This is a genomic window from Streptococcus infantis, from assembly GCF_047465035.1.
Taxonomy (GTDB): Bacteria; Bacillota; Bacilli; order Lactobacillales; family Streptococcaceae; genus Streptococcus; species Streptococcus infantis_T.
Genome location: NZ_JASHAQ010000007.1, coordinates 66,438 through 86,535, shown reverse-complemented (window position 1 = coordinate 86,535; position 20,098 = coordinate 66,438). Strand labels below are relative to the sequence as shown.

The following is a 20,098-nucleotide window of genomic DNA, read 5'->3' as shown; positions in this document are numbered from 1 at the left end:
ACTTATCTTTCCCTTAAGAAGTATAGATAGAATTTCTAAACTCATTTGATTCTTTGAGGTAGGCTTTATATATAGCTTTTTTCAACTTCTGAACAGGAGTTTCAATGAAACGGTATTGTTTTTGACTGATATTTCCTGCTTTAATCTGAGCAAGTTCTTCCTTTACCGCTTCTTCCATCAATTGCTTCATTCGTTCAGGACTGGAAATCACTTCTTGCTTACCTTTGTAGTCAATGGTAATCGATTTTAACTTACTGATATTAGCAATCCGTTCATCCATTTGTTCCTTCTTGAATTGAGCATAGGTCTTACCAGCTAAGATCTTTTCAAAGATGTATTGGTCTGACAAGGGACGATTCTCGTTTTCAGCATCTTGCTTGTACTGATTAGAGACATAAGGAACTAATCCTTCGTAATAGCCAAGACCTGCCATGAGTTCAAAGGCTTGTTTTCTAAAGCTGATATCGCCACTCATCCCCTTGTCATTTTCGTTGACACCATAAATCGTATCAAACATATCAACGGTATAATAACCATTGGCATCTACTTTCCCTGTAGCCATGAATCCTTTAATGATATAGCGATTTACTACGATGTGATTGTCAATCAAGCTATGAACATCTCCTAGCATGCTAGCATCTGCCTCTGTCAAGGCCTTGATTTCCTCACTCTGGTGGGTTGGTTTGACAGATGGATTTGGATAAGAAACAGGAGTTCTTGAACCACTTGTCGCACTCGGCAAGAGTTGCTTAAAGTAGACTGCCTTATCCGCCGCCGACAATCCTCGACTTGCCTCAGCTTCTAGATAATCTAAAGTATAGAGAACATCGAAACTACCGTGCATATATTCTTTCAAATCTGTGGCTGATTTAAAGCGTTCCGGTGTCTTGTTGTAGAAACTTTCTTTGTCACTCTCATCATAGACAAAGTTCAAGTTAAAGTAGCTATCTGTTTCAGGAGTGTAGGAATTTTCAAAGATTCCACGTGCATAGAATTCTGCTCCTGTACCATCCCGTCGACCATAATTGTTAAAGAGAACTGTACGGTCCAACAAGTGAGTCATTTCATGAGAATAGGTTGCTGACCCTCGATCATCCAAGACCCTATCAATAAAGTAGCGCACACCAACCCCATTAGCCTCAGCACCTACTGATTGAGACGGAGAATACATGCCTAGCGGAGACATGAAGTCCTTGACTCCCTTATCCGCCTCTGAACCAAACTCCTTAGACCAGGTTTCCTTGATGCCTGCATTTTGCTTGCTAGTATACTTTTTCATAGTATCCACAATCAAACGGTTGGTTACTAGTTTTGATTGATTATCTTTTTTAGTGATTCTATAAAGCGTATCAACATAAGCAGCCTGACGCTCAGCTGTCAATTCAACCAGAGCCTTCACTTTTTCCAATTCAGCCTTATATTGGGTAGGATTGCTCTGAGCCAGTGAGGTATCCATATAAGTTCCGATATTCCCGTAAGAAACGGTTGCCATATTTGTAATAGCATAAACGCTTGGTTCCTTGATATTCACTAGGCCTAGAAGGGTTGCCATGTTATATTGTTTGCGATTATCAATCTGTTGAGGTTCTGCCCCATACTTGGCAGGGTCAGAGGTTAATTTCGTGTAGAGACTTACATTTTCGTCTGTTTTTTCTTTAGATTGCTTCTCTACAACGATAGCTTTTGTAGCATCCTTCAACCAAGTATCGCCATCCATACTTGTAAAGGTAGTTCGGTTATAGTCAAGAAAGTCTAATAGAGTTGACTTATCGGTTACCTTTCCAAAGTATTTTTCAAATGTTCGTGGACTATTGACCAGCTTCATCTCATCATAGCTCATTGAACCCAGAGATGTTAACCATTCTAATGACGTCACCTTCTTACCAAAGGAGCTTGGATTGTAGGCAAGAATATCACGGATGTTGGTCTTACCAAAATCAATATTGTAGAAACGATTGATATAGGTTAAACCTAAGAGAATTTTTTCCTTATTAGCTTCTAGCTCTGCCTGAACCTTAGCTCTGCTTTCCGCTGTGTTTTCGAGCACACTCAAGGTATGGGCTACAACTTTTTTAAGGTCTGTATCTAGGGTCTTTTTCGTTTCTTCAAGCGCGTCTTTAATAGATAATCTCTCTAGATATTCTTTACGAAGGACTTCTCTAACCTCATCATCTGTAATAGCAGGATTTGTCTTTTTGAGTTCAATCTTCTTACTAATCACATCTCGACCCAGAATATTTGGTCTGAGAGCATTTGTCACGTAAGGATTGGAAAGCAAATCTACAGCCTTCATTCCTTGGCTAGCAGGTCGTACATCGATAGCATTTTCTAACTCCGTATTCACTGGAAGAAGATGAGGTTTATTTTCTTTGGTTCCCACCAAGATGACTTTTGGCTTCATTGCTTTTGTCACAGTACTTGTTTCCGTGTGTGATAGCATTTCACCTGTTTGCGAATTTACTTCATAAACTCTGGTAGTGGTGGACTCACCAGGATCGCCCTGGCTTTCTACTTTTTCAAGATCCTTATCAAGTCTTGAATCCTGACGGCGTTCCTCCTTGATTGGAATTGGTGTCACGATGGTTTGGACATTTCCGACCTTCACTACCTTATCAATCGGAGCTGTTACTTCTTTTTGGTGTTCTCTTTCTGTAACCTGACCTGTCTGAGCATCTACTTGATAGGTGGTAGTCGTTTTTTCGCTTCCTTCCTTACCTGGAACAGCAACTTTTTCTGTTTGATAAGGAAGTGTCGGGTCCGCTTCATATATCGTATTATTTGCGATGACCTTTGTTTCTACACTTGGTTTGGTCCCAACTAGAACAACCTCATCTACCTTTTCCACCAGAGTTTTTGATGTACTAGACTCTGTAATCTGACCACTTGTTTGATCTTTTGTATATCGGGTAGTGGTTTCTACTTGTCCATTGATCCCATGTGTTTTCGTTTTTCTAGAACCGACCTCTTGGCTATCATCTGCTTGATAGATTGTTTTATATGGGATTGTTTGGGTGTCAACTTTTGGTTGTGGAACTGGCGCCGACTCTACCTTAGTACCTACTGCTATGATTTCGGAAATTGGCTCCAAAGTCACAGTATTGGATTTGACTTGGCGGACTTCTTTGCCAGCCACAGTCGTCACTTCCGTTAAAATAGTACGCTCACCTGCTAGGCCTGATCGGATAAGGCGGGTTTCTCCCTTAAGCAAGTCTGGATCGTCCTGATGAATAGTGTCATAGGCAATGGCTTCTGTCGTAACTTCAAGCTCCGGCTTCTCCTCGACCAAGCTCGGAGCACCTTCACTTGGAATTGAAGTGGATTCTACCTTAGTGCCTACTGCTATGATTTCGGTAACTGGTTCTAAGGTTACAGTATTGGATTTGACCTGGCGGACTTCCTTGCCATCTACAGTCGTCACTTCCGTTAAGATCGTGCGCTCACCTGCGACGCCTGCTCGAACAACACGAGTTTGATCCTTAAGTAAGTCTGGATCGTCCTGATGAATTGTGTCATAAGCAACGGATTCTGTCGTAACTTCAAGTTCTGGCTTCTCCTCGACCAAGCTTGGTGCACCTTCACTTGGAGTTGATGTGGATTCTACCTTAGTGCCTACTGCGATGATTTCGGTAACGGGTGCGGTGGTGACTTCATTGGAAACTACTTTACGGTTTTCCTTACCATCAACCTTGGTGACTTCGGTTAAAATAGTGCGCTTACCTGCTAATCCTGCTTGGATAATACGAGTTTGACCCTTAAGCAAGTCTGGATCGTCCTGATGAAGAGTGTCATAGGAAACTGCTTCTGTCGTCACTTCAAGTTCTGGCTTCTCCTCGACCAAGCTTGGTGCACCTTCACTTGGAATTGAAGTCGATTCTATCTTAGTGCCTACTGCGATGATTTCGGAAATCGGTTCTTGGGTAACACTATTGAATTTGACTTGGTGGACTTCCTTGCCATCTACAGTCATCACCTCGGTTAAGATAGTACGCTCTCCGGCTACTCCTACTCTGATGACACGAGTTTGACCCTTAAGTAAGTCTGGATCGTCCTGATGAAGAGTATCATAAGCAACGGATTCTGTCGTCACTTCAAGCTCTGGTTTCACCTCGACCAAGCTTGGTGCACCTTCGCTTGGAATCGAGGTGGATTCTACCTTAGTACCTACTGCGATAATTTCGGAAATTGGATCCACAGTTACAGTATTGGATTTGACTTGGCGGTCTTCCTTGCCATCTACAGTCATCACCTCGGTTAAGATAGTACGCTCGCCTGTAACACCTGCTTGAATGACACGTGTTTGACCCTTAAGCAAGTCTGGATCGTCCTGATGAATAGTATCATAAGCAACGGCTTCTGTCGCAACTTCAAGCTCTGGCTTCACCTCTTCTAAACTTGGAACACCTTCACTTGGAATTGAAGTGGATTCTACCTTAGTGCCTACCGCGATGATTTCGGTAACTGGTTCTAAGGTTACAGTGTTGGATTTGACTTGACGGACCTCCTTACCATCTACAGTCGTCACTTCCGTTAAGATCGTGCGCTCGCCTGCAACCCCTGCTCGGATAAGGCGAGTTTGCCCCTTAAGCAAGTCTGGATCGTCTTGATGAATAGTATCATAAGCAATGGCTTCTGTCGCAACTTCAAGCTCTGGTTTCACCTCGACCAAGCTTGGAGTGCCTTCGCTTGGAATAGAAGTGGACTCTACCTTAGTACCTACTGCGATAATTTCGGAAATTGGATCCACAGTTACAGTGTTGGATTTGACTTGGCGGTCTTCCTTGCCATCTACAGTCGTCACTTCCGTTAAAATAGTACGCTCACCTGCTACGCCTGCTTGAATGACACGAGTTTGACCCTTAAGCAAGTCTGGATCTTCCTGATGAATAGTATCATAAGCAAGAGCCTCTGTTGTAACCTCAAGTTCTGGCTTCATCTCTACCAAGCTTGGAGTACCTTCGCTTGGAATTGAGGTGGAGTCTACCTTAGTACCTACTGCGATAATTTCTGAAATTGGCTCCACAGTCAAAGTATTGGATTTGACTTGGCGGACTTCCTTGCCATCTACATTTGTCACTTCCGTTAAGATCGTGCGCTCACCTGCTACGCCTGCTCGAACAACACGGGTTTGACCCTTAAGCAAGTCTGGATCGTCCTGATGAATAGTGTCATAGGCAACGGCTTCTGTCGTAACTTCAAGCTCTGGTTTCACCTCGACCAAGCTTGGAGTACCTTCGCTTGGAATTGAGGTGGAGTCTACCTTAGTACCTACTGCGATAATTTCGGTAACGGGCGCGGTCGTAACTTCATTAGAGACCTGCTTGCGAGTTTCCTTGCCATCGACAGTCGTAACCTCGGTTAAAATAGTGCGTTCGCCTGCTACGCCTGCTTGGATAAGGCGAGTTTGGCCCTTAAGCAGGTCTGGATCTTCCTTATGGATGGTGTCATAAGCAACTGCTTCTGTCGTCACTTCAAGCTCTGGTTTCAACTCGACCAAGTTTGGAGCACCTTCACTTGGAATTGAGGTAGATTCTACTTTGGTGCCTACTGCGATGATTTCGGTAACTGGTTCTCGGGTAACACTATTAGATTTGACTTGACGGACTTCCTTGCCATCTACAGTCGTCACTTCCGTTAAAATAGTGCGCTCACCTGCTACGCCTGCTTGAATGACACGGGTTTGATCCTTGAGCAAGTCCGGATCGTCCTGATGAATAGTATCATAGGCAACGGCTTCTGTCGTCACTTCAAGCTCAGGTTTCAACTCGACTAAGCTTGGAGTACCTTCACTTGGGGTTGAGGTGGATTCTACCTTAGTGCCTACTGCGATAATTTCGGTAACGGGCGCGGTCGTAACTTCATTAGAAACCTGCTTGCGATTTTCCTTGCCATCTACGGTCGTCACTTCCGTTAAAATAGTACGCTCGCCTGCTACTCCTGCTCGAACAACACGAGTTTGGCCCTTAAGCAAGTCCGGATCGTCCTGATGAATAGTATCATAAGCAATGGCTTCTGTCGTTACTTCAAGCACTGGTTTCACCTCGACCAAGCTTGGAGTACCTTCACTTGGAATTGAGGTGGACTCTACCTTAGTGCCTACTGCGATAATTTCGGAAACTGGCTCCAAAGTCACAGTATTGGATTTGACTTGGCGATCTTCCTTGCCATCTACAGTCGTCACTTCCGTTAAAATAGTACGCTCACCTGCTACGCCTGCTCGAACAACACGGGTTTGACCCTTAAGCAAGTCTGGATCGTCCTGATAAATAGTGTCATAAGCAACCGCTTCTGTCGCCACTTCAAGTTCTGGCTTCACTTGGACCAAACTTGGAGTACCTTCACTTGGAATTGAAGTGGATTCTACCTTAGTACCTACTGCGATAATTTCTGATACAGGGGAGTTGGTGACTTCATTGGAAACTACTTTACGAGTTTCCTTACCATCAACCTTGGTGACCTCGGTTAAGATGGTACGCTCGCCTGCTAGGCCTGCTTGGATAAGGCGGGTGTGACCCTTAAGCAAGTCTGGATCTTCCTGATGAAGAGTATCATAAGCAACGGATTCTGTCGTAATTTCAAGCTCTGGTTTCACCTCGACCAAGCTTGGTGCACCTTCACTTGGGATTGAGGTGGATTCTACCTTAGTACCTACTGCGATAATTTCGGAAATTGGCTCCACAGTTACAGTGTTGGATTTGACTTGGCGGTCTTCCTTGCCATCTACAGTCGTCACTTCCGTTAAAATAGTACGCTCACCTGCTACGCCTGCTCGGATAAGGCGGGTTTCCCCCTTAAGCAAGTCTGGATCTTCCTGATGAATAGTATCATAAGCAACGGCTTCTGTCGTAACCTCAAGTTCTGGCTTCACCTCTACCAAGCTTGGAGTTCCTTCACTTGGAGTTGAAGTGGATTCTACCTTAGTGCCTACTGCGATGATTTCGGTAACTGGCTCTAAGGTTACAGTATTGGATTTGACTTGGCGGTCTTCCTTGCCATCTACAGTCGTCACTTCTGTTAAGATAGTGCGCTCGCCTGCTAGGCCTGCTTTGATGACACGTGTTTGCCCCTTAAGCAAGTCCGGATCTTCCTGATAAACAGTATCATAGACAACGGTTTCTGTTGTAACCTCTAGCTCTGGTTTCACCTCGACCAAGCTTGGTGCTCCCTCACTTGGGATTGAGGTGGATTCTACCTTAGTGCCTACTGCGATGATTTCGGTAACTGGTTCTAAGGTTACAGTGTTGGATTTGACTTGACGGACCTCCTTATCATCTACAGTCGTCACTTCCGTTAAAATAGTACGCTCACCTGCAACGCCTGCTCGAATAAGGCGAGTTTCACCCTTAAGCAAGTTCGGATCATCCTGATAAACAGTGTCATAAGCGACAGCTTCTGTCGTAACCTCAAGTTCTGGCTTCACCTCTACCAATCTTGGAGTTCCTTCACTTGGAGTTGAAGTGGATTCTACCTTAGTGCCTACTGCGATAATTTCTGAAACTGGCTCCAAAGTCACAGTATTGGATTTGACTTGGCGATCTTCCTTGCCATCTACAGTCGTCACTTCCGTTAAAATAGTACGCTCACCTGCTACGCCTGCTCGAACAACACGTGTTTGACCCTTAAGCAAGTCTGGATCGTCCTGATAAATAGTGTCATAAGCAACGGATTCTGTCGTTACTTCAAGCTCAGGCTTCACTTGGACTAAGCTTGGAGAACCTTCACTTGGGATTGAGGTAGATTCTAGCTTATCTGCTTGTAGGGAATGAGGTTTTGTATCTTCAGTCTTAGAAATTTCCTCATTTTCTCTTACAAAGTAATAACCTGTAAATTCATAACCCTCAATCCTTTCTGGACTAGGCAAAAATTCTCCTGCAACTGTTTTGACAAGAGCTGGACGAAGCTCCACTAAGTTCTCCAAGGCAGAAACCGATAGAGCAGTCCCACCCACAGCCAAAACTGTCACTAGAAAGAGAGAGGCTCCCTTTCTCTTTTTAATGAGAGTGAGCGAAACTAACAAGATTCCTGTACCTAGCACAGGCAGGATAGCATTTGAAAACAAGCCAGTATCCGGTAACTTCGCAGTAGATTTACGGTAGACGAAGTAATAATCCTTACCTTCCTCCACTTGGATAGCATTCTCTTCAAACCAACGTAGTTCAGCCTTCAAAGATTCAGGCAAGTCTTTATCTTCTACATAGTGTGACACTAGCTGAGGAATCCTTTCCTCTGCAAGCACAGTATTTCCACTTGTGCTTACAAAAAATAAACTCGTTCCTAATAAGACGGAACAAGTTCCTACTGCATACTTTCTCAAAGAAAAGCGTTGTTTTTCTTTAACATGATGTTGTTTCATGACAAACTCCAATTTCGTATCTATTCCTTCTCACAGTATATCAAAAATAGTAAACACCTACAAAAGATTTGAATAATAAAATTCCTATATCTAACTTCTTTATCCAATTTTAAAGAAATCCATCCTTATCCTTTGCAAAGATTCGAAGTTCGAGCTTAATTTCTTCAATGTTCTTCCAATATCCTGCCACTGAAGGGAAAGATAACACTGATACAAGTCGATTAACTTTTCAAAAATCCTAAGAAAATTAAATATGATTTCTTTGTTACAGAGTAAAAAAACCACAAGTAAAATCAGTTTTTCTGACTTCACTTGTGGTATGTTTAATAAATATCTTTACTGAATTCTAGTAGAACTCCACAGCCGTTTTCCTATCTCTTTTTCACCGACATTAAAGATATATCTCGCAAACTAAAGTAAGCAAGGACCAACATGGCTACTGTGATAAAAAATTCTGTTGGTAGCTGAAAGATTTGCAGGATGGACAACATAAGCAAAATCACGAGGGAAACGAGACCAAAAACAAGAATTACAATATTAACCGTCCCCTTGATACTTTGAGGTGTCGCAAATATATAGAGTAAGAGTAATAAAATCCCTATGATTAAATAGACCATTTTCTGCTCTTTCTAGCTCTTATTCAGCTGATTTTTTCTTTTTGTTTGCTTTCTCACGCTCTGCCTTGTTAAGGATTTGTTTACGCAAACGGATAGACTCAGGCGTTACTTCCATGTACTCGTCGTCGTTCAAGAACTCAAGTGATTCTTCAAGTGTCAAGATACGAGGAGTCTTGATAACCGCTGTTTGATCCTTAGTTGCTGAACGAACGTTGGTCATTTGTTTCGCTTTCGTAATATTAACAGTCAAGTCATTTTCACGAGAGTTTTCACCGATGATCATTCCTTCGTAAACCTCAGTACCTGGGTTGACAAAGATAGTTCCACGTTCTTCGATAGACATGATAGAGTAAGTCGTTGCCTTACCAGTATCGATAGAAACAAGGGCACCACGGTGACGTCCACCGATTTCACCTGGAATCAATGGCAAGTATTGGTCGAAGGTATGGTTCATGATACCGTAACCACGAGTCATTGACAAGAACTCAGTTGAATATCCAATCAAACCACGCGCAGGAACGAGGAAGACCAAACGAGTTTGACCATTACCAGTTGAGATCATATCCAACATTTCACCTTTACGTTCAGAAAGGCTTTGGATAACGGATCCTTGGTATTCTTCAGGTGTGTCGATTTGCACACGTTCAAATGGTTCACATTTGACGCCATCAATTTCTTTTACGATAACTTCTGGACGAGATACTTGAAGCTCATAGCCCTCACGACGCATTGTTTCGATAAGGATTGACAAGTGCAATTCCCCACGTCCTGATACAGTCCATTTATCTGGTGAGTCAGTTGGTTCAACACGAAGGGAAACGTCTGTTTGCAATTCTGCTTGAAGGCGCTCTTCAACCTTACGAGAAGTGACCCATTTACCTTCACGACCAGCAAATGGTGAGTTGTTGACCAAGAAGGTCATTTGAAGTGTTGGCTCATCGATGTGTAAGATTGGAAGAGCTTCAACTGCATCTGTTGGAGTGATGGTTTCGCCGACGAAGATATCTTCCATACCTGATACGGCAATCAAGTCACCAGCTTTAGCTTCTTGAATTTCACGACGTTCCAAACCAAAGAAACCAAAGAGTTTTGTGACACGGAAGTTCTTAGTTGTACCATCCAATTTAGAAAGGGTAACTTGATCCCCAACCTTTACACTACCACGGAAGACACGTCCGATACCGATACGACCTACGAAGTCGTTGTAGTCCAAAAGTGACACTTGGAATTGAAGGGGCTCATCTGAGTTATCAACTGGAGCTGGAATGTGGTCGATAATAGTGTCAAAGATTGGCGCCATAGTCTTTTCTTGGTCTGCTGGATCATCTGACAATGAAGATGTTCCGTTGATCGCTGACGCATAAACAACTGGGAAGTCAAGTTGGTCATCATCCGCACCAAGCTCGATGAAAAGTTCCAAGACTTCATCTACTACTTCTGCTGGACGAGCTGATGGCTTATCGATTTTGTTAACCACAACGATAGGCACAAGGTCTTGTTCCAAGGCTTTTTTCAATACGAAACGAGTCTGTGGCATGGTTCCTTCGTAGGCATCTACGACCAAAACAACACCGTCAACCATTTTCATGATACGCTCAACTTCTCCACCGAAGTCCGCGTGCCCTGGTGTGTCCATGATGTTGATACGAGTTCCGTTGTAGGCAACTGCTGTATTTTTCGCAAGGATGGTAATTCCACGCTCTTTTTCAATATCGTTTGAGTCCATTGCGCGCTCTGCCAACTCTGTACGCGCATCAAGAGTTTCAGATTGTTTCAACAATTCGTCAACGAGGGTAGTTTTACCATGGTCGACGTGGGCGATAATCGCGATATTACGGATATCTTCTCTTAATTTTGTCATGATTTCCTCTATTGTATTCAAAAATTTATTTTCTAACTGAACGATTATACCACAATTTTAAGCAAATGACTTAATTCAAGTAAGTGTAAATGTTTTCACTCTGCTTTTCTTTTCACGTCAAGCCTTTTCAAAGCAGGCGACTTATGATAAGATAAGCACAGTATGCGTTTAGATAATTTATTAGCTCAAGAAAAAATCAGCCGAAAGACCATGAAACAAGCTCTCCTGAAAAAAGAAATTTTAGTTGATGGACTCCCTGCTAGTTCCCTTGCACAGAATGTTGATACAGGACTGCAAGAACTGGTTTTCCAAGGCAGAAGAATTCAAGGATATGAACACACCTACCTCATGCTCCATAAGCCAAACGGAGTCGTGACTGCAAGCAAGGATAAATTACTAACAACTGTCATGGACCTACTGCCTAAACATCTCCAGTCAGAGCAACTCTACGCCATCGGTCGTCTGGATCGATATACGACAGGACTCCTCCTCTTAACAGATAATGGTCCTCTAGGTTTTCAGCTCCTCCACCCTCAATATCATGTGGATAAAACTTACCAAGTTGAGGTCAATGGACCACTCACATCTGACCATATCCAGCAGTTTAGAGATGGGATTATCTTTCTTGATGGAACTATTTGTAAACCTGCTCAGCTTGAAATTTTATCCTCAAGTCCTAGTCTCAGCAAAGCCACTATCACCATCTCTGAAGGAAAGTTTCATCAAGTCAAAAAAATGTTCCTTTCAGTCGGTGTCAAGGTAACTGCCCTAAAACGCAACCATTTTGGCCCTTGGAGTCTTGATGACAATCTTCAAGAAGGTGACTATCGACATCTAAACTCACAAGAATTGGCAATTATTCGTGACTTTCTTAGAAAAAGTGGTTAAAAAATGAGGTTGGGACAAAAGATCCCGACCTCACTTTTTATTAGCAATCAAACTTTGACGCGGTTGCTGATTGAACTTTTTGTTCGTCTTTTAGACTCCAAAAAGCACCTAATCATCCTCACGGGGCTGGGACTACGAAATCGAGACTTTGTCTATCGATTTCTGTCCCACCGCCATTTCTTATTTTTCAACTTTTACTTTCCCTGTCCAAGAATCCAATCCGTAAGAGAGGATATAGATTTCTGAGAAACCTTGTTTTTTCAAGAAAAGTGCTGCATTTGTGACACGTTGCGCACGTTGGTTTTCATAAAGAAGGACAGGTTTATCCTTGCGAAGAGCTGCAAGACTTGTCTTCAATTGGTTTGAAGGAATATTACGAGCTCCGAGGATGTGTTTTTTGTGGAAGTCAGCTGGATCACGCAAATCAATCAACTGACCTGTACGAATCAAAGACTCAAACTCTGCATTGTCTACAATTTTCGCTGCACGACGAATGCGAAGGTAGTTGTATCCCATCCAAGCCAACATCGCTACAATAAGTCCCCATAATACCCAAGTTACCATATTACCTAATCTCCATTTTTTTCTAAATAGTCTAATTCTACCTTATGCTCTCTGCGAAGAACAGCTTCTGCTTCAAGATAATCCAGCTTGTCCATCAAGCCTGCATCATAGATTCGAGATAGTTCAATCTTCATCAGTTCAATGTCATAGAGACGTTTTCCCATATAAACAATGATACCGAACTGTTTTAGATATTGTTGCACATCGTAGAGTGTTTTCATAGCTCTCATTTTAGCAAATAATCAGAATTTTTTCAATAGTTGCCATGGAAGACTATTTTTACTGCTTACGAATCTTTTTAATACTCTGATGAATAAGATAGCCGACAACCATCCCAACAAAATTCTGTAGCAGATTGTGAGGGACATCTAACAAGGCTTGCCCCCAACCTTTCATCCAAGCCGTCGCACATGCATATCCAGCTACCATGATGATAGTCGCCAAAACTAATCCAAGCCCCTGCCATTTTCCTTTAAAACCTGCAAAGTAGCCCTGCAGACCATGGAAAAGCAAGCTGAAGACCATCCAGTGAGGGTAACCTGAAATCAGGTCAATAAGAAATCCTCCTAATCCTCCAACAATAGCTCCTTCTCGTTTTCCATAATAAAAAGCAGTGAAAAAGATACCAGCATCTAAAAGAGTTAAGATTCCTGTTTGAGTTGGGATTTTTACAATATAACCTAAAACTACTGATAGAGCAGTTAGTATAGATAATAGGGCGATTTTACTTGTTTTGGTTTGCTTCATACTGTCTTACTCCGTATTGATCTGCTTGTGCGATAGCACGGTAAACAAAGGCTTTAGAACTTTCTACTGCTGGTAAGAGTTCCTCTCCCTTGACTAACTGACTAGCAATGCTCGATGCAAAGGTACATCCTGCACCAGCATTTTGTCCTTCTAAGACTGGATTCTCAAAAATGGTAAAATTCACTCCATCATAAAAGACATCCACAGCCTTATCCTGACTAAGGCGATTCCCACCTTTAATAATGACTGCTGGTGCACCCAAGTCATATAACTTCTGAGCTGCATCCTTCATATCTTCCAAGGTTTTGATCTTTTGGTCTGCTAGCAATTCTGCCTCAGGAAGATTCGGAGTAATCACTGATACATAAGGGAAAAAGCGAATCAACTCTTGACAGAGCTCACTAACTGCAACGTCGTGCGTTTCCTTACAAACCAATACAGGGTCCAAGACGACAGGAACTCCTGATCTTTCCTTAATGAAATTCAAAGCTTTCTCAGCAACACCAACAGTCGGCAAGAGACCAATCTTAATCCCTCCAAAGTCTACGCTTTTAAGACTATCCAACTGCTGTTGGAAAATTGTCTCATCAGTCGGAAAGACTTCAAAACCATTTTCTGTCAAAGCAGTCAAGCAGGTCATGGCTACAAATCCATGCAAACCATTCAAAGTATAGGTGGCAAGGTCAGCAGCCAGTCCACCTCCACTAAAAATATCATTTCCTGAAAGTGCTAAAATACGATTATTCTTCATAACGAATCTCCTTCAAATACAAACCATTAGGCGCTGCAGTTGGACCTGCCAACTGTCTGTCTTTTTTCTCCAAGATGAGGTCAATCTGTTCAATCGGCATACGGTTGTTGCCAATTTTAAGTAGGGTTCCAACCATATTTCGAATCTGCTTATAGAGGAAACCATTGCCTGAGAAGGTAAAGGTCAAAAACTGCCCTGTTTCATCAACCCTAAGACTAGCTTCCGTGATCGTTCTTACCTTGTCTTCCACACTAGTCCCTGAAGCCGTAAAACCAGTAAAGTCATGCGTTCCTTCCAGTTTTTTTACAGCAAGCTGCATCCGCCCCACATCTAGCGGATAAGGATAATGAGTCGCATAATGACGACGCATAGGATTTTTAGGACGTCCTCTATCTACGATAAACTCATAGGTCTTGCTATGCTTAGCATAGCGGCAATGAAAATCATCAGCCACAATCTCAATCGAAATCACATCGATATCTTCAGAGCTTTGGGTATCGAGAGCAAAGCGAAGTTTCTCCTCATCCATCTGATAGGGAAGATCAAAGTGGATGACCTGTCCTAAAGCATGAACGCCACTGTCCGTTCGCCCAGCGCCATGAATGGTAATAGCTTGTCCTTTATTTAATTTGGTTAAAGTTTTTTCAATTTCCTCCTGAACACTACGCGCATGAGGTTGCCGCTGAAAACCAGCAAAAGCGTAGCCATCATAGGAAATGATTGCTTTATATCTAGTCATGTATCTATTTTATCAAGAAAATTTCTCTGCAACAAGTTTGAAAACCAAAAATTGTACGGGGACAGTTATCGATATCATCTAGTCCTTACCTAGATTTTCTCATTATGTATTTACGTTCTGGAACTTCAATGGTTTGAACTATTTCAAATCCCTCTTTGTGGTAGAGGTCTCTTGCTATTTGATTTGACTCAAAAACCGTTAGGGAAATACTTTCTATTTCTTCATTTTCAAACATTTCTTGAAGAAAGTATTGAAAAGCTTTTCGGCCTATTCCTTTTCCCTGCTTCTGTGGAGCTATGAGAAATCTTCCAATATGAAGATTTTTATCTTCTAATTTGATTTTCTGGATGATACCTACAAACTCTTCTCCAGTAAAAATGGAAAAAATCCCTTCCATCTTTTGCAAGGATTGGGCAATCAAGGGATAAGAAATCTTTGGTCCCATCCATTGTTTCTGAAAACTATCTCCCAAAGCATTAGACCACTGACAAATGAGTTTGGCATTTTCTAACTGAAGTCCTTTTTCAAAGTGAATTTTCATATTTGTTCCTAAAACTTCTCCTATATCCAACTATTATACTCTTTCTCTTATTTTTTCCGAATAAATAAGTATGATTCATCTTTACTTTTTTCTTGTTGGAACGATTCTTGCTTCCTTTCTAGGCTTAGTCATCGATCGCTTCCCTGAGCAATCTATCATCTTTCCCTCTAGTCACTGTGATTCTTGTCAGACTCGTTTGAGACCACTGGATTTGATTCCAATTGTCTCTCAAGTAGTCCATCGCTTTCGCTGTCGCTATTGCAAGGTACGATATCCTTTCTGGTATGCTTTCTTTGAGTTGTGCTTGGGATTGCTCTTTTTAACTTTTTCTTTGGGATTTCTAACTTTAGGTCAAGTCATCCTAGTAACTGCTGGCTTGACTTTGGGCATTTATGACCTTCGTCATCAAGAATATCCCTTGATCGTCTGGCTAATTTTTCACTTAATCCTCATGGTTTGCTCTAGTTGGAATCTAGTCATGGCTTTCTTCCTAGTTCTTGGAATCATTGCTCATTTCATCGATATTCGCATAGGAGCCGGTGATTTTCTCTTTCTGGCCTCTTGTGCACTCGTATTTACACTTACAGAACTTCTAATTTTAATTCAATTTGCTTCCACTACTGGCATTCTAGCCTTTCTCCTACTAAAGAAAAAGGAAAGACTACCTTTTGTGCCTTTCCTCTTGCTTGCTGCTTGTTTGATTATTTTTGGTAAGCTACTGCTTCTCGGATAAAGTCAGCGATTTCTGCTACTTGTCCTTCATGTAGAGCCTTAACAATCTTGGATCCGACGATAACACCGTCTGATACAGCATTGAAGCGTTCGACATCAGCCTGTGTGGATACACCAAAACCTGTCAAGACTGGAATATCTGCCACTTGATGCAGTTGATCCAAGTGCTTGTCCAAGTCATCTCGGTAATTTCCTGCTTTCCCTGTCACCCCGTTAATAGCAACAGCATAAACAAAACCTTCTGCCCCTTCAATGAGTTCCTTTTGACGCGCCATTCCTGTCGTTAAGCTGACAAGTGGAATCAAAGAAATATCTGTACCTGCCAAAAAGGGCTCTACAAAGTTAGCATGTTCATGAGGGAGGTCTGGGATAATCAACCCTTTAACCGTTGTAGTAGAAAGTTCTTTGACAAATTTCTCAACACCGTACTGAAAGAGGGGGTTAAAGTAGGTCATGATGACAAGCGGGATTTCAGTTTCAATGGTTTTCAAGGTTTCAACCAAAGCCTGGGTAGAGGTTCCGCGAGCTAGACTGCGCAAGCCTGCTTCTTCGATAACAGGACCGTCTGCAACTGGGTCTGAGAAAGGAACTCCCACTTCAATGGCAGACACACCCAAATCTTCTAAAAAGTGAATTGTTTCAGCGAGACCATCTAATCCTTTTTCGTGGTCTCCAGCCATGATATAGGGAACAAAAATTCCTTTTCCAGTTGCTTTGATAGCGTTCAATTTTTCTGTTAGAGTCTTAGGCATTAGCTTCTCCCTTCTTTGCTGCGTCTGCTTCCAATCGGTCTTTAACTTGGACTACATCCTTGTCCCCACGACCGGATAAGCAGACAATCATAGACTTGTCTGGTCCAAGTTCTTTGGCTAATTTCACCGCAAAGGCGATGGCATGGCTAGATTCCAAAGCTGGGATAATTCCTTCTACACGAGACAAGAGTTGGAATCCTTCCAAGGCTTCCTCGTCTGTCACTGGTACATAGGTCGCACGTTTGATATCATGGTAATGAGAATGTTCTGGACCAATACCAGGATAGTCCAAACCTGCTGAGATTGAGAAAGCTTCTAAGATTTGACCATGAGCATCTTGGAGCACATCCATGAGAGAACCATGGAGAACACCTGGACGACCCTTGGTCAAGGTTGCTGCATGATGCTCTGTATCCACACCGAGTCCTGCTGCTTCAGCTCCATACATAGCCACTGACTCATCTTCCACAAATGGATGGAAAAGTCCGATGGCATTAGAGCCACCACCAACACAGGCTACTAGGACATCTGGTAAATTTTCACCTGTCAATTCACGGTACTGTTGTTTAGCTTCTCGACCAATGACACTTTGGAAGTCACGAACGATTTCTGGGAAAGGATGAGGCCCCAGGGCAGAACCAAGGATATAGTGGGTATCATCGATATTAGCCACCCATGAACGAAGGGCTGCATTGACCGCATCCTTGAGCACGCGCGAACCGTCTGTCACTGCTTCAACCTTGGCTCCCAAAAGCTCCATACGGAAGACATTAAGGGCTTGACGTTTAACATCCTCTTCACCCATATAGATGGTACATTCCATGTTAAAGAGGGCTGCAGCTGTTGCAGTTGCCACACCGTGCTGACCAGCACCTGTTTCAGCAATAATTTTCTTCTTGCCCATGCGTTTAGCGAGGAGAACTTGCCCCAAGGCATTGTTAATCTTGTGGGCGCCTGTATGGTTGAGGTCTTCACGTTTAAGGTAAATCTTGGCTCCGCCGATATGCTGGGTCAAGTTTTTTGCGTAGTAAAGGGGAGTTTCACGACCTACATACTGGCGCAAAAGTTGATTTAACTCTTCTTGGAAACTTGGATCTGCCTGACTTTCACGATAAGCCTCTTCCAATTCCAATACTGCTGTCATCAATGTTTCTGGGACAAAACGTCCACCGAATTTCCCGTAAAATCCATCTTTATTTGGTTCTTGATATGCCATTCTTTACCCTCTCTATAAATCTTCTAATCTTTTCATGATCTTTTTGTCCGTCTGTTTCTACTCCGCTTGATACATCTACTGCAAAGGGAGAGAAATGCTGAATTGCTCTTGCTACATTGTCCTCATTTAGCCCGCCTGCGATGAAGAAAGGCCGGGCTAGTTCTGTCGTATCCAGTCGGCCCCAGTCAAAGGTTTGTCCACTCCCTGCCACAGGAGCATCAAAGAGTAGATAATCTGCCTGAGAATTTGGTACATGTCCATTCCCATCCACCTGCACTGCCTGAATACTGGCACAAGGCAAATCCTCAAACAAATCATCCGCCACCTGACCATGAACCTGCACCAAGTTCAAGCCAACCGTTTCAATCGCTTCTAGTAATTCTTCCCGACTTGGTGAAACAAATACGCCAACCTTTTGAATATGGCTAGGAATGAGCCTTGCCAACTCGGCAGCCTGGTCCAAGGTCACCTGTCTTTTGCTAGGAGCGAAGACAAAACCAATATAGTCTGCTCCAGCCGACACAGCTGTTTCTACCGCTCCTTTGGTCGATAGTCCACAAATCTTAACCTTTGTCAATCTGCAACTCCTTGATTCTCTGGGCGACGTCTTCTGCTTGCATGAGGGCTGTTCCTACCAAAATTCCGTTAAAGTAAGGTGCAACACGTTTTGCATCCTCCTCTGTAAAAATGGCAGATTCAGAAATATACAAGCAATCGTCCTTGAAGTGTTGGGCCAAGTCTACACTGGTCTGCAAGTCGACTTCAAAGGTGGTCAAATTACGATTGTTGACACCGATAATTTGAGCTCCCAGGCGGTGAGCAGCTTCTAATTCTGCTAGATTATGAGTTTCCACCAATACTTCTAGACCAAGCTCTGTTGCATAGTCATAAAGCTCCTTGAGTCGTTCTTCTGACAAGGCTGCGACGATGAGTAGGATAACTGTCGCACCTGCATTGCGAGCACGGATGATTTGCTTTTCATCGATAATAAAATCCTTATTCAGTATCGGGATCTGTACCTGACTAGAAATCTCTCGCAGATAATCCAAATGACCTTTAAAGAAAACCTCATCTGTCAGAACAGAAATCATAACCGCGCCGTTATCCTCGTAAGTCTGGGCCTGTTGTACGATATCCACATCAAGATTGATATCCCCTAGACTTGGGCTTGCCTTTTTGACCTCAGCAATGATTTGCAAACGATCTTGGTGATTTTTTAAATATTCACTCAATCGATAAGTTTGACGCAAGGGCTGGACTTCCTCTTGCTCCATCTTTTCAACTTCACGCGCCTTTTGCTCTAGGATACGTGATAAAAATTCCTGACTCATCTTTGATACTCCTGTAATAGTCTGAGTTTTTCAAGGGCCTTACCACTAGCAATCACTTGACGTGCCAATTCAACTCCGTCCTTGATACTGTCTGCTTTACCATTGGCGTAGAATCCGAGACCTGCATTTAAGACTGTTGTTTCCAAGAATGGACTTGGTTCATTATTAAGAACACTGACAAGAATTGCTGCATTCTCATGAGCATTTCCTCCACGAATATCTTCAATAGCAATGCGTTCCATTCCCAAATCTTCTGGAGTAAAGGTTGATAAAGTGATTTCTCCATCTTCAAGGAGGGCAATGCTAGTCGTTCCATTCAAACCAGCTTCATCCAATCCTTCTGGACCAGCTACTACGATGGCACGTTTGCGACCCATATTTTTCAACACCTGAGCAGTACTTTCCAGAAGTTCTGGACGACTGATTCCTAGAAGCTGTGTTTCTAGAACCATTGGGTGAATGAGGGGACCTGTCAAATTCATGATAGTAGGAATCCCCAGCTCCAAACGTGCTGGCATGATGTATTTCATAGCTGGGTGCATGTTTTTGGCAAAGAGAAAGACAATTCCTGTTTGATCAAATACCTTACCCAATTGTGCTGGCTTGAGATCAATATTGATTCCCAAAGCTTGCAAGACATCTGCTGAACCAGATTTAGAAGAGATAGAACGATTTCCATGTTTGGCCATGTGGATGCCACCACCTGCCAAGACAAAGGCTGCAGTTGTTGAAATGTTAAAGCTAAATGACTTATCTCCACCCGTACCACAGTTATCCATAGCATCTTGAATGTTGGTTGGAATGTGTTGAGCATGTCCTCTCATAACTTGAGCGAGGGCTGTTCTTTCCTCAGGTGTTTCTCCCTTCATCTTGAGGGCTAACAGTAGTGAAGCGATTTGCGCTTCTGTCACTCGCCCTGTTACAATGCGTTCGATCACATCTGTCATTTCAACACTTGATAAATCTTCAAAGTTCGCTAATTTTTCAATAATTTCTTTCATTTTGTGTT

General features: G+C 42.8%; 16 protein-coding genes. 2 read left to right on the top strand and 14 right to left on the bottom strand.

All coding sequences use genetic code 11. The features are described 5' to 3' along the window. Nucleotides 1–13: 13 nt before the first annotated feature. The 3 genes from QM406_RS04790 to typA all read right to left on the bottom strand — a co-directional run bounded on the left by QM406_RS04790 (nt 14) and on the right by typA (nt 10,828). Entirely contained in the window at nt 14–8,350 is an 8,337-nt protein-coding gene (locus tag QM406_RS04790) for a G5 domain-containing protein (protein WP_414273565.1), read from the bottom strand. A gap of 371 nt (nt 8,351–8,721) precedes the next feature. Beyond that, complete coding sequence (locus QM406_RS04785; protein WP_049549039.1) at nt 8,722–8,967, bottom strand: DUF3165 family protein; 246 nt, start codon at nt 8,965–8,967, stop codon at nt 8,722–8,724. Between the two features lie 19 nt (nt 8,968–8,986). Beyond that, complete coding sequence (gene typA / locus QM406_RS04780) at nt 8,987–10,828, bottom strand: translational GTPase TypA (protein ID WP_414273564.1); 1,842 nt, start codon at nt 10,826–10,828, stop codon at nt 8,987–8,989. A gap of 162 nt (nt 10,829–10,990) precedes the next feature. On the opposite strand from typA, the gene QM406_RS04775 reads away from it, so the two are divergent. Then, on the top strand, nt 10,991–11,716 hold the full coding sequence (locus QM406_RS04775; protein ID WP_414273563.1) for a pseudouridine synthase: 726 nt from the start codon (nt 10,991–10,993) through the stop codon (nt 11,714–11,716). A gap of 180 nt (nt 11,717–11,896) precedes the next feature. Here QM406_RS04775 and QM406_RS04770 read toward each other — a convergent pair whose 3' ends face one another. The 6 genes from QM406_RS04770 to QM406_RS04745 form a co-directional block, all read right to left on the bottom strand. Then, the gene (locus QM406_RS04770) at nt 11,897–12,280 is read right to left on the bottom strand and encodes a rhodanese-like domain-containing protein (RefSeq protein ID WP_075231465.1); all 384 of its coding nucleotides are present in this window, start codon (nt 12,278–12,280) and stop codon (nt 11,897–11,899) included. A gap of 5 nt (nt 12,281–12,285) precedes the next feature. After that, a complete protein-coding gene (locus QM406_RS04765) occupies nt 12,286–12,510 on the bottom strand; it encodes a YqgQ family protein (RefSeq protein ID WP_414273562.1) in 225 nt (74 codons plus the stop codon). A gap of 49 nt (nt 12,511–12,559) precedes the next feature. Beyond that, nucleotides 12,560–13,027: an ECF transporter S component gene (locus tag QM406_RS04760; protein ID WP_414273561.1), complete on the bottom strand. Its 468-nt coding sequence runs from the start codon at nt 13,025–13,027 to the stop codon at nt 12,560–12,562. Continuing rightward, nucleotides 13,005–13,778 (bottom strand): bifunctional hydroxymethylpyrimidine kinase/phosphomethylpyrimidine kinase, encoded by a 774-nt coding sequence (locus tag QM406_RS04755; RefSeq protein WP_414273560.1) that lies wholly within the window; start codon nt 13,776–13,778, stop codon nt 13,005–13,007. The genes QM406_RS04760 and QM406_RS04755 overlap by 23 nt, the downstream gene beginning before the upstream one ends. Continuing rightward, nucleotides 13,768–14,517, bottom strand: a complete 750-nt coding sequence (gene truA, locus QM406_RS04750) for a tRNA pseudouridine(38-40) synthase TruA (RefSeq protein WP_414273559.1) — start codon at nt 14,515–14,517, stop codon at nt 13,768–13,770. Before truA ends, QM406_RS04755 begins: the two co-directional genes overlap by 11 nt. Nucleotides 14,518–14,602: 85 nt before the next feature. Continuing rightward, the gene (locus QM406_RS04745) at nt 14,603–15,058 is read right to left on the bottom strand and encodes a GNAT family N-acetyltransferase (RefSeq protein WP_414273579.1); all 456 of its coding nucleotides are present in this window, start codon (nt 15,056–15,058) and stop codon (nt 14,603–14,605) included. Nucleotides 15,059–15,128: 70 nt separating this feature from the next. Between QM406_RS04745 and QM406_RS04740 the strand changes: the two genes are divergently transcribed. Further along, nucleotides 15,129–15,791, top strand: a complete 663-nt coding sequence (locus QM406_RS04740) for a prepilin peptidase (RefSeq protein ID WP_414273558.1) — start codon at nt 15,129–15,131, stop codon at nt 15,789–15,791. On the opposite strand, the gene trpA is transcribed toward QM406_RS04740, so the two are convergent. From trpA to trpD, 5 genes are read right to left on the bottom strand one after another with little or no spacing between them, the layout of a single operon-like run. Beyond that, complete coding sequence (gene trpA, locus QM406_RS04735) at nt 15,760–16,542, bottom strand: tryptophan synthase subunit alpha (protein WP_414273557.1); 783 nt, start codon at nt 16,540–16,542, stop codon at nt 15,760–15,762. The two genes, QM406_RS04740 and trpA, sit on opposite strands and share 32 nt — an antisense overlap. Continuing rightward, nucleotides 16,535–17,758, bottom strand: a complete 1,224-nt coding sequence (gene trpB, locus QM406_RS04730; protein WP_414273556.1) for a tryptophan synthase subunit beta — start codon at nt 17,756–17,758, stop codon at nt 16,535–16,537. Before trpB ends, trpA begins: the two co-directional genes overlap by 8 nt. After that, nucleotides 17,736–18,335, bottom strand: coding sequence for a phosphoribosylanthranilate isomerase (locus tag QM406_RS04725; RefSeq protein WP_414273555.1), 600 nt, complete (start codon nt 18,333–18,335; stop codon nt 17,736–17,738). The genes trpB and QM406_RS04725 overlap by 23 nt, the downstream gene beginning before the upstream one ends. Next, nucleotides 18,322–19,089, bottom strand: a complete 768-nt coding sequence (trpC, locus tag QM406_RS04720) for an indole-3-glycerol phosphate synthase TrpC (RefSeq protein ID WP_414273554.1) — start codon at nt 19,087–19,089, stop codon at nt 18,322–18,324. Before trpC ends, QM406_RS04725 begins: the two co-directional genes overlap by 14 nt. After that, nucleotides 19,086–20,090, bottom strand: coding sequence for an anthranilate phosphoribosyltransferase (trpD, locus tag QM406_RS04715; RefSeq protein ID WP_414273553.1), 1,005 nt, complete (start codon nt 20,088–20,090; stop codon nt 19,086–19,088). The genes trpC and trpD overlap by 4 nt, the downstream gene beginning before the upstream one ends. Nucleotides 20,091–20,098: the final 8 nt, after the last annotated feature.